The organism is Chryseobacterium daecheongense, assembly GCA_027920525.1.
Lineage (GTDB): Bacteria > Bacteroidota > Bacteroidia > Flavobacteriales > Weeksellaceae > Chryseobacterium > Chryseobacterium proteolyticum.
In genome coordinates, this window is sequence record CP115858.1 from 1,674,717 (window position 1) to 1,689,941 (window position 15,225).

Genomic DNA, 15,225 nt, shown 5'->3' on the forward strand with positions numbered 1-15,225 from the left:
AAGGAACAGACTTATGCTCCCGTAGGTCTCAGTAAATCGTTACAGGTCCTGCCAGCCCCAAAGATTGCAGGGGCTGGTCTTTCTTTTTCTGGTTGGTCCAGTACTGAGCCACTTCATTATCTTTAAGCGTTTTCATATAGTTTACCATAACGGTAATGACCTTAATTTCGATTTCATTTTCACCGATATGGAGCAAGCCATCGAGAGCATACACCCTTCGGCCAAACCATTGTGTTCCGGCTTCTGTTCCATTCACCTTTACTTCACAGATTCCATATACACTTCCAAGATTCAGGAAATCCTTGGTATCATGATCTCCAAGTTGAAATGTAGTACGGTAAACTACAGTTCCGGCAAAATGACTGTAAGAAGACAGCTCCTTAAGATCAGTAAGACGATCCAGCTTTTCTTTGTTGACGGTCCCGTCATAATGCCTGAACTCCACATCCCATCCAGTGCTCAGTTCTTTTACTTGAGTTCCTGTTAACGGATGAGCTTTCCACATGGTTCCTTTTCTATGATGATCAAAAACAATCAGTTTTGAGTCTGCAGGACCTAAATTTATATGAAAAAGCCCCTCTTCTACTGCCAGCTTATTTCTCCTGCCTGTTGTCGCATCCCACAACCACGCCTGTTTACGCTTAATGATCTCCTGATCAAATTGAATATCCAGTGAAGCACTATGCCTGCTGCTCGAATTGGTCAGTAAGAATAGCTCTGCATCTGTTGCCTGATAACGCACTTGAGTTATAAAGGACTCAGGTTTCCGGATTTTCATATAGGGCTTTAGGCTGTATTTCTCCTGTACGGTTTTATACCACCCTGAAAAGTCAGCCGTAGGTTTATGCAATACAATGAAACGGTCAGGATAAGCCTCCATCTTTCTCACCCATTCCTTCACTTCCTGATCTCTTTTTTCATAATTATTCCAACCCGTTGATCTTTCGGGAACCGTTTCAATGCAAAAGACTCTTCCACCCTCCCTTATAAAATCATACAGTTTGCTTGCTGTGGCTGTATCCACACTACGCACTTCAATTAAAAAAAGAGTATGGTATTTTCTGCTTCCATACGTAAGGAATCCTTTTTTTACTTCCGAGTCTTGGATCACACGTTCGGAAACATAATCACAAGCGTTACCATTCTGATGAATGGATTCCCAGATCAAAGACTGATATGCCGGCGATACGATAACCGGAAAAGGTTCCATCTGAGCACCGTATTCCGACCACTGATCAGCAAAGGGAGCTAACAGCCCAATGTCGGCAAACATGCTAGCCTGCTGCAATACCGCCGATAACCTAGCACGATAATCTGTGTAATGTTTAAAATAAGGCCACATCGTATTCTTTTCATTAAAATATCCACCATAGGTAATCCAACCCGGAAAAGCTGCTTCCGGCGGAGAATAATTAAATCCATGAAAAACGGGATGTGTAACTCCCGATATCGTACTTTGATCCCCTGCTATTTTGAAAATTTCCAGAGACTCATTGAACACCATGTCAGTATTGGTAAGCTCTTCGGAACTGATCAGTTTTTTATTCTTCAGATGGGCTGCAGAAGAAACCAACTTATTGATCATCGTGTTTCCCCTGCCAAGATGCCAGGGATATTGTGTGAATTTCTCTTCACTGATATCTTCTCCGATACCGTATTTCAGCCAGTTTTCACATTCTGGAATATCAATTTCAAAACTTCCTTCCAATGGAAAATAGCCTCTTCCATAGGCCTGCGCTCTCGATTGTATTTTATTCTCTTTGCACCAGTCTACATAGGGAGTAACAAACCTTTCTTCAAAAAGCTCTGCTTTGGTAAGCTCAAAATCATACCGCATACGGTCTGTCATTTTTTTGAACACTTCGCCCGTCTTTACGGGATATTGGATATTCTGCCCCGTGGTATTTCCCATTGCTCCAATTTTAAATAATACAAAGGGCAAATAAGGATAAATATCATATCCTCTCCTTCTTTTAAACTCTGTGATCATATCCTCACTCCAGTTGGCCCCCTCTATTTCCAGACTATCCACAAAGAAAGAGCGGACATAGCCTGCAAGAGGTCCTGTTTTTCGCTGAATGCTATCACTCATCCTGTTGAGGTATTTTTTCACGGCAGCAGAATTATAATGATTCAGAACGGGTCCCATCCCACCCGGCGCCCCCTGGATCACCCGCATAAAGCGTTCTATTTTCACCAATCCATAAACCGCATAATTACCTTTGGGTATAGAAACTTTTATCATTCCGCTTTTAATCTGATCCGAAAGATCCATCACTTCGTCTATCCTATTGAGCGGATCCGGCACAAGTTTTACGTCCAGCATTTCCATCGTCCTTCCGCTGTATGGGCTGGTAATCGCCGGATCGGCTTCTTTATAAAGATCAAAAAGAGAAAATTCCGTGGTAAGAGGACCCTTTAATTTTTTTACGGCGATAACCACTATTTGTGAGCATTCTTCTTTTTCTAAAAAATCGCCACCCATGGGAAAACCCGTACCCACCAATATATCACAGGTCATCTCCAGAGATTTAGCTTCTTCCAGCGTAAATTTCAATAAGTCTATCCATTCGTCACTTAGCCAATCAATACTTTGCTTCCCCATGTCATCCGTACGCGAAGGAAATGATATCGGATTGATCTCAACCCCTCCTATTCCCGCATCCTTTAAAATCCTGAGCTCCCTGGCAAGTTCTGATCTTTCAATTTTATTGCCATTCCACCACCAACGTACAAATGGACGGTACCGATTTTCCGGATTACTGAAAACTTCAAACAGTGATTTACCTGACCGTAAATGTTCTTCCCGCAACATGGCACTGGCGTAGGATGGTAGTATATTCGCAAGAACCAAGCCGGATGCAGCAACTGAACACTGTTTCAAAAATTCTCTTCTTTCCATGGATCGTTTTTATATTAAAATTACGCCGGTGTAATGACTACGTAGGCTATGTCCTGTTTATGAGAGAGCAGGATTATCAAATTTAAAAGATTTGCCTATAATATAACAGTTTTGTAAAAAATAATAAAAGAGGATATCTCTGGAGATATCCTCTTTTATACTTCACCTTTCCGGTGTAACATCCGATAAATACTAATTTTAATCAAGCTGATCTAGATTCTGTTTAATTACCACGGGGCACCATTTCGGGCACATAAAGTAGAGCACTCTTCAAGTCCTCCCGGATCAGATGGTGAGCTGGGTTGATTTGAGGCCCAAGCTACACAGCAATTAAAACAAACATCATAACTATCATTGGACCAGTCATCACAAATCCCACCACCAACGGCTTTTTTTGCGCCTGTTACATTTTTCAATTTAGTTCTACTAAGTAATTTTGCATTTTTCATATTTAAAGATTTAGTGTTATGCCATTCAATCATGCAAGAACGGCTTTTGCAATCAGTGATTATATCTATATTTTTTAAATATCATCCTTCTTATTTAGCCCTTTGGTAGGGTTTTAATAACTCTTTCAACGAATGTATTTATAAAATACTTCTTAAAATTGTAAAAATGTAACTTACAAATAAAAAATCCAGGGAAGTGATTCCCTGGATTAATTTATAGGTTAGGATTACAGTATAATGAAATACTGACTTTTTATGTTTTAAATCAGAAACGAATCAGTTAAATACCTGTCCTTTGATGTAATCAACATCCACATCCCTGATATAATCGATAAGATTGGTGTATTGGGAATGGAAATGATAGCCTCCTTCTGTCATTTCTTCAGTGGCATCCTCTTTACTCCAGTTCTGGAAAATAATACGGTACATCGCCATCGTAACACCGGTTCTGTCACTACCATGAGCACAATGCACATCAATAGGTTTCGGGGCGGTTCTTATTATCCGCAAAGCTTTAATGATCTCAACATCTGACACGGATGAAGCATTCATGGGAACATTATACAGGTTACCTGTGTAATTAGTTCCTCCCACATGATCTGTATGACCTTCCCTCAGATTAAGGATCGAAGCAATATGTTTTTGCTCAAGAAAATTAAAGCCCGCATTGTCAGGCTGCTCACTTCTATATACATCATTATTTACTTTATACAGATTATCAAAAGGAGAACCTGAAACTTTTTGTGCCCAGTTCTGGGGCCTTGAGGTTTTGGATGTGACGGACAAGTCGGAACTTTGGAAAACATTACCCGATTTTACCAGTGCATCATCAGAATTTTCAGGAGCACAAGCCAGTGTACTTAATGCCAGCAGGATAAAAATTGCTTTTTTCATGTTTTATTTTATTATTAAAATGATCTGTTTATTGGCTACCATCATGACGTGACCGGAATTCCAATGGTAAAGGAATCTTCAACGATCTGTCATCTATTTTAGAAATAAGTGGGTACAATCGGGATGAAATAATGGAAACAAAAGTATAAATAAATCACAATATATCAATACATAGAGAAATATAATACATTAAAATATTATTAAATTTTCTTTGTGTAGGTTAAGATCTCTTCGTTCAATTTTGATTTGGCGCCAATTATAATTAGCTTTATATATTAAATATAGAATTATCATTATGAAATATTCAAAAGAATATGTGACTAAAGAAGAGCACATTGATGTACAGGGAATTATGGACGGTTTATATTATCCGTTTTATATGGAATATTGCAGACACCAGTATATTGATGAGGTTTTGGGATTTAACCTTGAAAATGAAGCAAAAAATGGGGTTAATATGGTTTTATCAGGATACACGATCAGTTTTCTCAGGTCTCTGAAAAAAGGAGATACCTTTACGGTAACCTGTGAACTGTTCAGGGATAAAGGTGATGCTCCTAAGATTCATTTTAAGCAATCCATTATCCTGAATGGTAAGATAACAACAAAAGCAACTTTTACCGGAACTTGCGTGCCTGCAACCGGTGGCAGGCCTTTTCTTCCTGAATCTTTAAAAGCACTTATTGAAGAGGCACCTGTTTTGGAAGACTAGTGTCTTTTCCATCACATTATAAAAAGCAGGTATAAAAACCTGCTTTTCAATTTTCATATCCAGCCCTGTTGAAGACAAATCAATTTAGAGTTATCTCTAATTCCTTACTTTTGTAAAGTATTAAACGGCTTAACAGTTTATTCCATCATATGAATCCTATATTTTCCAGCAGCAAACAAATTGAAGTGGTATCTTCCTTTTCAGAACTCATCGATACCGATTTTTACGGAACTATGAATGCAATCTGCTGGCACAGGAATTTAACCGGAGACTTTAAAGAAATTGTCTCTAAGCTTCATTTAAAAGATCATATTACGGAAGTTTCCACTGACGATCTTTTGGCATTACCACTTTCAGAAAAAGGAATTACTGCGAGGGAAACGATTCTCAATGATTTACGTTTATTGGAAGACTTCGGGGCATTGCCTTCCCTCAACCTGCTTAAAAATTATGACCGGGACGAGGAGCTGGATTTTATCTCAACCGATGTGTATTCATATCACGTAGACCGTTCCCCTATTGGTACCGATACTTTTTTGTGTACTTATCACGGTGCTCCCAGTGAAATCATACCCAATGACCAGGTGGAGCAAAAGATTCTGATCCCCGAGATCAGGGAAAAGCTTAGAAAATTACATAACGGTCCGGAAGCAGAATTTGAAGATTTCCTGAAAGAATACTTCTTCGACCTGCACTATCAGCCAAAGCTTAATGCTGAACCCGTAAGTCTTGGATCAGGGCATCTTTGGCGACTGGCAGTAGATCATCCGGAACAAAAAGTTCTTCCTTGTGTTCACAGGGCTCCCATTGAAAATGATGGCGAATACCGCTTACTTCTTATTTGCTGAGAACGTTATTGATATTGACGAATCTCTTTTTGTGATCCGGAACATATAATGATACATACTGAATTGCTTGCAATGCTGCTTAATTTTTGGTACCTTGAAATCCTATTTTATCCATTAATCATGACCTCACAATGGCCGATATCGTAATACTATCTGAAGGAGCAGAATTTGACCACGTTATACAAGAAGTTTCAAAGTATATCCACCTGTATGTAATGGCATTCCAAAAAGATGAAAGAACCATTACCCGCGTTGATAAACGTGAAGGTATGTATGGCGGAAAAGGAACCGTTTATATGTTACAAATGTTCGGCGATAAAGAGCTAGCCAATAATCGCCTGGCTGCTTATATGGTCTTGCTGAACAAAGGAGACGAATCCGGATATCATAGCCACCATGCAAGAAATGAAGAAGAACTTTATGTCGTTGTTCATGGAACTGGAGAATACCGGGAAAGAACAGGAACTCACGGACCCGAGCGTAAAAAAACACTTCAGAAAGGTGATATTACAGCCATCAGTTCAATAGGTTATCATTCCATCGAAAACACAGGCGATGAACCTTTGATCATGTTTGTTATTACGACTAACAATCCCTAGATCAATGTGCTAAAGCCGGAAATTCCTCCTATGATCAGTAATAGGAACTATACTCTTTTCTTCTTTACAAATACAAACTCCAGAAAGCAGAAAAACTTGCCAATATTTTTATAATATCGGACTCAGTATTCCCTTGGCTATATTTAAAATACCATCTATTTCCTTTTGCATAATCATTTTCTCGAATTATTTTCCAAATGATCTACCATGATTTGGGATCATATTACACCAGCACAACTAATACAGTACAAACGGTTTTGTTCACCAATTTATTTCCTATATTTTTGGTATATGCCTGTCATTATGCTATCAATACCTTATTCTATTTCGTAGAATTACTTACTTACATTACAGATGAAATTGGTAAAAGAAATTACTTCTGACACAAAATTGGAGATTTATAATACTATTATCAATTGTTTTTATCTCTTTCTCTAAACAAAAGGTTCAGTGATATAATCAATGTAACTGGTATACTTTATTATACTGGTAACAAAAGTATATCATTTTTACTATAAATTTGTCTGAGAATTATAAAATATAAACAATGAATATAACACATTTAGAAAAATTAACAATCACAGACGATATAAGAACAGTCATGGCAAAATATGTCCGTCATGCCGACAGCAAAAACTTCACTGAACTTGCAAATTTATTTACGGAGAATGGAATATTTACTCCATTAGATGTTAACGGTGAAACACTCGTCCAAATGGCAGGGAGAAGAGAAATAGAAAATAAGATTTCGGAAAGTGTGGGAAATGCGACAGCAATTCATCATTTATTTTCTTTTGAAATAGACATCGAATCTAAAGAAATGGTCCATGCAGTATTTTCTATGGAAGATCATCTCATAAGACCGGAAAATGAAGAAAATATATTATTGAAAGACAGCAATGTACCAGTATTTAGAACATTACATGGTTTTGGACATTATCATGGTGATTTTGTTAAAATCAAAGACACATGGTTTATAAAAAAACTCATACAAACCAGATTAAAATTAGATTTCACATATTAAAAAAAGAAAAATGAATACAGACTTAAAACCTTTCGAAATTAATGTATCCGGGGAAATCCTTAACGACCTGGAAACCAGATTAAAAACAACACGTTGGTCAGAGGATTTAAATAATGAAGATTCTTATTATGGCATCAGTACGGCATACCTCAAAGATATTGTTCATCATTGGATTAATAGTTATGACTGGGAAGCAGCACAAAAGGAACTAAATTCTTTTAACCAGCATAAAATAGAAATTGATGGCCAGGCTATCCATTTTATTTACGAAAAAGGTAAAGGACCAAATCCTACACCGATTATCCTATCTCATGGCTGGCCTTGGACTTATTGGCATTGGAGTAAAGTCATTCGCCAGCTTACCGATCCGGCTTCCTACGGTAGAGATCCTGAACAGTCATTTGATGTGATTGTCCCATCGCTTCCTGGGTTTGGTTTTTCTACGCCTGTAAAAGATGGAGAAATGAATTTTTCGAAGATGGCAGAACTTTGGCATAAACTGATGACAGAAACTTTGGGTTATAAAAAATATGCTGCTTCAGGAAGTGATTATGGAATGCTGGTAACCGCTCAATTGGGACATAAATATGCAGAAGAGCTTATCGGTATCCATTTGGGACAGGAAATGCCATTAACAATTTTCCAAAGCGAAAGACCATGGGACTTAACAGAAGGACAGATGATACCTAAGGAAGCCTCTCCCGAGCTACGTGAAGGCATCATCAAGTTCCAGCGTACCTATGCTTCCCATGTTGCAGTCCATATGCTTGATGCTCAGACCATCACACATGGATTAAATGACTCTCCTGTTGGAATGTTGGCATGGATTCTACAACGTTGGAAAAAATGGAGCGACATCCATGGAAATTTTGAAGATGTTTTTTCGAAAGATGATATCATTACATTTGCCATGATCTACTGGGTAAATCAGGCTATTGGTTCTTCTATACGTGTTTATTCGAATGCTAACAGATATCCCTGGAAGCCATCACATAATAGAACTCCAATAGTAGAAGCTCCAGCGGGATTTACTTTCCTTACAGGAGACGCTTACCCGCCTCTGGGTACTGAGGAAAACCGTGTTGGTATTTTCGAAAACGGTCCTATGGCATCACAATTTAACACAATCTATGCTAAAGCATTTAAAAAGGGTGGACACTTTGGTCCATGGGAAAATCCAGAGGCCTTTATTGAAGGTATAACAGATACTTTTAGATTACTTAAAAATTAAACGTACACGCAAGGCCTACTTATTCCAAATCCTTGTAAATACCCAAAATTCTTAACCCCAATATGTGTTGGAATCAATTCATAAGGGGTTATTTTTTATTATCATTACTAAACGCCAGGAAAGATGCCTGTAATTCTTCTTCTGTTTCAGGTAACTGAACTTTTAACCCCCATTTAATGCGAGACTGAATGCTTTCCGCAAAAGGTTTGAAGGTTTCATTGTATTTTTTAAAAGCAGTTTTATAATCATCATTTGCAGCAAGCTCCTTTGCTAACAAAGTTGCGCCTTGCAATGCGAGACTTGTACCCATTCCCGTAAAAAAACTTGGCGCGTGCGCAGCATCACCAACCAGGGCTACACGTCCTTTAATCCAGGTCGGCATATGGATCTGGTTCGCCTCATCAAAATATAAATCGTCGGAATGAAGCATGGAATCTAAAATTTCAGGAATTTTCCAATTCGTATTGTTCCCAAAATATTCTTTCAGAATTTGTTTTTGTTGTTCTGTATTTCTGTAATTCCAATCCAGTTCCGGAGCTCTGAACATCAGTATTGCATTAGCTCCATCTTTGAAATGGTATATTACTGCCTGCTTGCCCAGCTCCCGATATACGATTCCCGTATTTCCTGACCTGCCTGTTTGTATATGATCTGCTTTGGTAAAAGCAAAGTAAACACCGAAAAACTTTTTGAAATTTTCTTCAGCACCAAATACCAGTTTTCTTACTATTGAGTGGGTGCCATCTGCCCCAAATACAAAATCAAAACTTCTGTTATCCCCTTTTTCAAAGGATACCTCAACACGATCTTCATGTTGGACTAATGTCTTTATGCTGTTTCCGAAAATAAATTCTACCTCATTCTTAGGGATAATATCAAAAATAAGTTCTACCAGGTCACTGCGGTGGATTTCAATATCACCAAGATATTCTTCCATTGCATTTATTGAAAAACGACTCAATGTGTCACCTTTAGCATCCACGATTTCATCGGTATGGATAAACTCACGGTCCTTAATTTTTTGTAATATTCCCATTTCTTGTACCACATCTAGTGCTTTACCCCGGACATCGATGGGTGAACCTCCTTTCCGAAGACCTTTACCTATTTCTACGACAGTTACCTCATAACCATATTTATTTAACCAATAAGCCAAAGTTAATCCGGCGAAACTTGCACCTGATATCAAAACTTGTTTTTTCATAACTTGAGAATTTAATTGTTCTATAACATTTGTTATATCAAATTTACTAGTAACTTTACGATTAAAATACCTCCATAACTACTAAAAATAGTCGTAAAAATATGAAAGATGCAGATCATAAAGATATAGACAGCAGAATTCTTGAGTATGCAAGCAAGGTAGGACTGACGACAAAAGATGAGCTACAGCATTTCGAGGTCAAACTTTTTAAAGCTTTTATTTTTTTACCCGATATGGCGATGCACTTTGGTTCACTAATCGCTAAAAGGAATTTTACACGACAAACTGCAACATCCGTTATTAAGGACAGTATCGGTTTTTTATTTTACAACATCTTTGAAGATCATAATCAAAAGACTTCCGGTATAATCAAACCGCCTTCAGATGCCACATTTGTACGTATATTTCCATTTACGATACCACAAAAAATTCATTTCACAGAAAATACACAGGCTACCTATGTTTCAATTAGCATCAGTGCCGTGTATTTGAAGAGTTTTTTAAAAGAAGAATCCGAATATTTTCATTTTCTTTTCAATAATACCAACAGCTTTCTGATTGAAGAATTGATGACCGATGACATTTTGCGCACCGTAAATGATATTGTAAAAAAAGAAACTCCGGCCACAATGAGAAGCTATTACTATAAAATCAAGGCTATGGAGTTGCTTTTTTATTTATTTGAGAGTTTACGAAAGCGGGAAAATTCTACCCATCAAAAACTAAGTCGGAAGGAAATACAATCTATTTATCACGTACGCGACAAAATTGTTTCCTCATTAAGCCAGCCAACCAGCATTGCAGAACTGACACAAATAGCTGCAATGAACGAACTTAAGCTCCGCCGGATATTCAAGCAGGTCTTTGGTATGGGAATTTACGATTACTATCAGCACCTACGTATGAAAGAAGCTGCACGGCTTTTGCGGGATGAAAAACTGTCGGTATCAGAAACAGGCTATCAAATGGGGTTTGAAAACCTAAGTCACTTTTCAAGGGTATTTGAAAAGCTTATGGGTAAAAAACCGAAAAAATATAGTCATGATATGAAATAGAGGAAGATATTTTATAGTAGTTTGAGATTGTGGCCAATATATATCTGTGTATGATTAAAAAATATTAATCAAACAAACTATAATCCTATTCTTGAATCCTTTATCAGAGTAATCAAGTGCTCTGCAAACTTTTATTTCCCGATACAAAACTTAGAAAAAATATTCCCCAGCACTTCATCATTCGTCACCTCCCCGGAGATCTCTCCTAAATGTTCCAATGCATTACGAAGTTCATACGCCAATAACTCTGTGGAAATCCGGAAAGTGATTGCTTCATTTACTTTGTGTACTGCACTTAAAGATTTGTGTAACGATTCGAAGTGACGCTGGTTGGTGATCACCACATTATTTTCGAGGGATTTCAATTGTTCAACATAGGATGACAATTCATTTTTCAGGTCCTGGATATTCTGATTCTCTACTGCTGAGATTTTGATAAAATCAAATTCATGATTGATTTCCTTTCTGAAAACATTTTCCACATTCTCATATTTTGTCGGAATAACCTCATCAATTTTAGTGGCACAAATAATCAGCTTTAGATCTTCTCTTATCAAAGACCGGATCATTTCAATATCTTCCGTGAAATCTTCCGTAGCGGCATCTGCCAGATAAACGAGAATATTGGCATTTTCAACTTTCTCTTTGGCTTTTTTAACCCCTATCGCTTCAATTTCGTCCGCTGTTTCACGCAATCCTGCGGTATCGATCAGACGGAATGCATGTCCTTTAATATGTAAAACCTCCTCGATTGTATCTCTGGTGGTCCCTGCAATACTGCTGACGATCGCTCTTTCTTCTTTCAGGAGGGCATTCAATAATGTGGATTTACCTGCATTCGGCTTACCAATGATGGCAACAGCAGTTCCGTTTTTAATTGCATTACCGTATTGAAAGCTTTCAATAAGTGAATTTAATTTTAATTCAATTTTGCTTAAGAGCTGATTGAGGGCTGACCGGTCTGCAAATTCCACATCTTCTTCTGCGAAATCCAATTCCAGCTCGATCAATGAAACAAAATTCAGCAAATCAGTTCTAAGAATTGATATTTCGTTGGTAATTCCTCCCTTCAGCTGATTGATGGCCACTTTCCGGGATGCTTCATTCTCAGAAGCGATGACATCTGCAATAGCTTCTGCCTGGGAAAGATCAATTCTTCCGTTGATAAAAGCACGAAGTGTAAATTCTCCCGCCTTTGCCATTCTTGCTCCATTTTTGGTAAGGGTTTCAAGAATACGTTTTCCAATATGCGGAGATCCGTGAAATGCTATTTCCACAGAGTTTTCAGTTGTAAAACTTTTGGGTGCCAGGAAAATAGATAACATCACCTCATCAATAGCCTCTTCCCCATCCATAAAATACCCGTAATGAATGGTATGCGATTTTTGCTTCCCAAGATTTTTCCCGGGAAAAGACTTCTGTACCACAGATAAAGCATCGTTACCCGAAACTCTGATAATGCCTAAAGCTCCTACTCCATTGGCCGTAGCCAACGCACAAATGGTATCGTTATTCATGCTGCAAATTTACGTTTTTTAATGGAAATCTTAATGCTAAATGCTTATACGGAATGTCTATAATAACGATTTGAAACCACGGCCATAAACAGCAAAGATTTTATTTGTTTTTGGATTTAAAAATATGATCCAGATGTTTAACATAGGAAAGCTGCATGGTAATGGCAGTAAGGCTTAGCTCTTCTTTTTTTACGGGATAGACGGTTTTATTGTTAATGAGGATTGCAAAAGAAATACCCCAGTTATTTTTATGATAATTTCCGGCAATCCGGGCAAATGCAGTAGGATATACTTCAACCCTGCCTTTTTTCAATGATTTCAGAGCATTCCCAAAATTAGCCCCTGCCTGAATAGTTCCTGTCATCATCCAATGCTCACTCATGACCCAGGAATAAGCATATCCTCCATTAATTCCCAATTGAAAATTTTCTAATCCGTACGTTCCTTCAGAGCCGCTTCTTTCCATTCCCTTCAACTGATAATAATAACCACCGCCCCCTACCAGCCAGCTTCCGGCAGAATGCCGCTGTATTTCGTCCAGATCAAAAGCAGCCTTGGATGAGAAGCGTTTCCCATTAAAAAGGTAGGTTGCCTCCATACCGATCTGCTTTACGGACATTTGCTGATAGATATCGGGATTCTCGTCTTTGTCTTTCTCCACATAAAATCCCCTGTAGTCCTGGAAGAATATATCGAATATCATCTTCCTGCCGTAGTGGTGTATCTGAAAATCACGCGTTTTCGTTTTTCCGTATTTCTTTTTATCCGTTAAAGGAATAAAACCATATCCCAGCTGAATTCCCACGATCGTATTTTTAATCGCGAATCCAACACCTGTATTCAAAGGGTAATTGGGAGTATAATGCCTATCCGTATCGTCTACTTCTAAAGAACTGGTAGAAAGATATCCGGATATCCTGTATTTCTGTGGATAGGACTTGATGTACGATGAATCGATCTCCTGGGCATGGATATATGAAACGGAAAAAATAGCTGTTAATCCGGTTAAAAACTTCTTAAGACGCATACATTAAATGATTCCATTATATTCTACTGTTTTTGCTATCATTTTTCTTTAATGGAAGGCAATTTAAGTATAATTTTCAGTTTTTAACCTATCAGAATCATTTAAGCTTTATTATGAATATTTAATATACATCCTACTTTTGCCTTTGTCCTGCCTTTTGTATTTTTTTCAGCCATTGGGCACGCTGCTTTTCATCAGAGGTCTTGATGATTCCGACATAGCTCACTCTAACCGGTTTTATTCCACAAAACTTCAATGTTGATTTTCTGAGCTGATTCACACTGGGACGACCATACATCAACCGGTAATACCAGCCCGGTTGATCTAAAGTGGTAATAATGTGTGCCGTCTTTCCTTTCAAAAGTTGATCCCACCACAGCGAATTTTCTCTGTATTTAAAAGCCATACCCGGAAGAAAAAGCCGATCAATGAACCCTTTTGTAATAGCTGGCAGACCTCCCCACCAGACGGGATGAATCCAAACCAGATGATCCGCCCATTGTATCGCCTCCCATGCTTTCAGCAGATCCGGTTCCAGTTCCATTCTTTTCTGATAACCGAATGTAAGATTAGGATTAAACTCCAGATCTGAAATAACAATTTCTTTAATTGCGGCTCCTGAATTAACAGCTCCTTTTTTATAGGCACTTGAAAGTGCAAAACAAAATGAACTCTTGTGAGGATGCCCGTTGATAATTACTATTTTTTTCATCCGATTGTTTGTATATGGATACTTTCGTAAGCATTTAATGAGTTCATTAAATCATGGGGTTCATGCAGCTGGTGACTAAAGTAAATCCTGTTATCATGTTTTTCACTTCCAAGCAATTTTTCAGCATGGAGAACAGCAGATAATGCCGTTAATTCTGCCTGGCCGTTTGTACTTTTCAGGCTGATTGTTTTATTACCCGTATGACCTGAGATTACGATATCGAAAACAGATTGATCTCCCTTTCCGCTTGATCCAAAGATCATCCTGCGTTCTTTCAACGATAAAATACTGAAGATCCTCATAGATTGAAAAGCGCCCAGCAGCCAGGTAACAAATTTTGAGTTATAGGTCATTTTAACCGTTACATCCGGTATTTTCTCAATTTTATTTAAAATATATAAATCCGGCACGTCAAAATTGTAGGCAGTTCTTTTCCCTATTCCAAAGGAATACTCAAACAATTCGGAGTTTAAGAAATGTTTGACAGAAAAAGGTTGATTATTTTTATACATAAAGAAAGGTTTAGCCACATTTTCAGCCATAAAATGGGCTGAACTCTCTCCGGCAAGATCTTTTATAGAGTAATAAACGAAAAGCTGCACCTTGTTTATCTGGCCCGGCAATGTATTGGTTAATCCACTGACTATACCTCCCATCCAGCCTGAACTAAAAACAATCCTGCTGTTGATCTTTTGTTTTTTCGCCAGTTCATAGGCATTCATAAGGTCCGGTGTAGGTTTGGTAATATCCAGGTAATCAATTTTATTTTCTATGGCAAACCGGAGAATATAATCCTCCTTGTCATTCACGGAAAGAATGATCAAATGGATCTGATGATCCAGAATCGTTTGAAAAGTATCGGGTTTGGTAACATCCACCAATAAATCATTTGCGGATTTTCCTGTTCTTCGGCCTCCTATAAAAACTTGATGGTGAGGATTTCTCGATCTGAAAATACGGGCAATGGTTTTCCCTACTGTTCCATTCCCGCCGATAATTAAAATATTTGACTGCATCTCTGATTTTTTTGACAAAACTAGAGAGCTGGAGG

Annotated in this window: 14 protein-coding genes; 6 read left to right on the plus strand and 8 right to left on the minus strand. The window is 38.0% G+C overall.

Annotation, left to right across the window (positions count from 1 at the left end; all coding sequences use genetic code 11):
- Positions 1-28 precede the first annotated feature (28 nt).
- The 3 genes from PFY10_07325 to PFY10_07335 form a co-directional block, all read right to left on the minus strand.
- Positions 29-2,902: a glycosyl hydrolase gene (locus PFY10_07325; GenBank protein WBV58255.1), complete on the minus strand. Its 2,874-nt coding sequence runs from the start codon at positions 2,900-2,902 to the stop codon at positions 29-31.
- A 227-nt stretch (positions 2,903-3,129) separates the two neighbouring features.
- Positions 3,130-3,318: a hypothetical protein gene (locus PFY10_07330; GenBank protein WBV58256.1), complete on the minus strand. Its 189-nt coding sequence runs from the start codon at positions 3,316-3,318 to the stop codon at positions 3,130-3,132.
- Between the two features lie 309 nt (positions 3,319-3,627).
- Complete coding sequence (locus PFY10_07335; protein WBV58257.1) at positions 3,628-4,245, minus strand: tyrosine-protein phosphatase; 618 nt, start codon at positions 4,243-4,245, stop codon at positions 3,628-3,630.
- A 295-nt stretch (positions 4,246-4,540) separates the two neighbouring features.
- Between PFY10_07335 and PFY10_07340 the strand changes: the two genes are divergently transcribed.
- From PFY10_07340 to PFY10_07360, 5 genes are all read left to right on the plus strand, one after another.
- Entirely contained in the window at positions 4,541-4,957 is a 417-nt protein-coding gene (locus PFY10_07340) for a thioesterase family protein (GenBank protein WBV58258.1), read from the plus strand.
- Positions 4,958-5,106: 149 nt separating this feature from the next.
- Positions 5,107-5,805, plus strand: coding sequence for a DUF1826 domain-containing protein (locus PFY10_07345; GenBank protein WBV58259.1), 699 nt, complete (start codon positions 5,107-5,109; stop codon positions 5,803-5,805).
- Positions 5,806-5,936: 131 nt separating this feature from the next.
- The gene (locus PFY10_07350; protein ID WBV58260.1) at positions 5,937-6,404 is read left to right on the plus strand and encodes a cupin domain-containing protein; all 468 of its coding nucleotides are present in this window, start codon (positions 5,937-5,939) and stop codon (positions 6,402-6,404) included.
- A 547-nt stretch (positions 6,405-6,951) separates the two neighbouring features.
- On the plus strand, positions 6,952-7,428 hold the full coding sequence (locus tag PFY10_07355; protein ID WBV58261.1) for a nuclear transport factor 2 family protein: 477 nt from the start codon (positions 6,952-6,954) through the stop codon (positions 7,426-7,428).
- Between the two features lie 10 nt (positions 7,429-7,438).
- Positions 7,439-8,659 (plus strand): epoxide hydrolase, encoded by a 1,221-nt coding sequence (locus PFY10_07360; GenBank protein WBV58262.1) that lies wholly within the window; start codon positions 7,439-7,441, stop codon positions 8,657-8,659.
- 88 nt (positions 8,660-8,747) lie between these two features.
- Here the strand turns inward: PFY10_07360 and PFY10_07365 are convergent, their stop codons facing one another.
- The gene (locus PFY10_07365; GenBank protein WBV58263.1) at positions 8,748-9,863 is read right to left on the minus strand and encodes an FAD-dependent monooxygenase; all 1,116 of its coding nucleotides are present in this window, start codon (positions 9,861-9,863) and stop codon (positions 8,748-8,750) included.
- Positions 9,864-9,964: 101 nt separating this feature from the next.
- Here PFY10_07365 and PFY10_07370 point away from each other — a divergent pair, with 101 nt between their 5' ends.
- Positions 9,965-10,918 (plus strand): helix-turn-helix domain-containing protein, encoded by a 954-nt coding sequence (locus PFY10_07370; protein ID WBV58264.1) that lies wholly within the window; start codon positions 9,965-9,967, stop codon positions 10,916-10,918.
- A gap of 131 nt (positions 10,919-11,049) precedes the next feature.
- Here the strand turns inward: PFY10_07370 and mnmE are convergent, their stop codons facing one another.
- The 4 genes from mnmE to PFY10_07390 form a co-directional block, all read right to left on the minus strand.
- Entirely contained in the window at positions 11,050-12,435 is a 1,386-nt protein-coding gene (gene mnmE / locus PFY10_07375; protein ID WBV58265.1) for a tRNA uridine-5-carboxymethylaminomethyl(34) synthesis GTPase MnmE, read from the minus strand.
- Between the two features lie 100 nt (positions 12,436-12,535).
- Positions 12,536-13,462 (minus strand): DUF4421 family protein, encoded by a 927-nt coding sequence (locus PFY10_07380; protein ID WBV58266.1) that lies wholly within the window; start codon positions 13,460-13,462, stop codon positions 12,536-12,538.
- Positions 13,463-13,595: 133 nt separating this feature from the next.
- Positions 13,596-14,174: an NAD(P)H-dependent oxidoreductase gene (locus PFY10_07385; protein ID WBV58267.1), complete on the minus strand. Its 579-nt coding sequence runs from the start codon at positions 14,172-14,174 to the stop codon at positions 13,596-13,598.
- Entirely contained in the window at positions 14,171-15,190 is a 1,020-nt protein-coding gene (locus tag PFY10_07390; protein ID WBV58268.1) for a saccharopine dehydrogenase, read from the minus strand. Before PFY10_07390 ends, PFY10_07385 begins: the two co-directional genes overlap by 4 nt.
- Between the last annotated feature and the right edge of the window lie 35 nt (positions 15,191-15,225).

Coding starts and splice junctions, on each gene's coding strand:
- PFY10_07325 (WBV58255.1), bottom strand. CDS start 2,902: ATGGAAAGAAGAGAATTTTTGAAACAGTGTTCAGTTGCTGCATCCGGC.
- PFY10_07335 (WBV58257.1), bottom strand. CDS start 4,245: ATGAAAAAAGCAATTTTTATCCTGCTGGCATTAAGTACACTGGCTTGT.
- PFY10_07340 (WBV58258.1), top strand. CDS start 4,541: ATGAAATATTCAAAAGAATATGTGACTAAAGAAGAGCACATTGATGTA.
- PFY10_07345 (WBV58259.1), top strand. CDS start 5,107: ATGAATCCTATATTTTCCAGCAGCAAACAAATTGAAGTGGTATCTTCC.
- PFY10_07350 (WBV58260.1), top strand. CDS start 5,937: ATGGCCGATATCGTAATACTATCTGAAGGAGCAGAATTTGACCACGTT.
- PFY10_07355 (WBV58261.1), top strand. CDS start 6,952: ATGAATATAACACATTTAGAAAAATTAACAATCACAGACGATATAAGA.
- PFY10_07360 (WBV58262.1), top strand. CDS start 7,439: ATGAATACAGACTTAAAACCTTTCGAAATTAATGTATCCGGGGAAATC.
- PFY10_07365 (WBV58263.1), bottom strand. CDS start 9,863: ATGAAAAAACAAGTTTTGATATCAGGTGCAAGTTTCGCCGGATTAACT.
- PFY10_07370 (WBV58264.1), top strand. CDS start 9,965: ATGAAAGATGCAGATCATAAAGATATAGACAGCAGAATTCTTGAGTAT.
- mnmE (WBV58265.1), bottom strand. CDS start 12,435: ATGAATAACGATACCATTTGTGCGTTGGCTACGGCCAATGGAGTAGGA.
- PFY10_07380 (WBV58266.1), bottom strand. CDS start 13,462: ATGCGTCTTAAGAAGTTTTTAACCGGATTAACAGCTATTTTTTCCGTT.
- PFY10_07385 (WBV58267.1), bottom strand. CDS start 14,174: ATGAAAAAAATAGTAATTATCAACGGGCATCCTCACAAGAGTTCATTT.
- PFY10_07390 (WBV58268.1), bottom strand. CDS start 15,190: ATGCAGTCAAATATTTTAATTATCGGCGGGAATGGAACAGTAGGGAAA.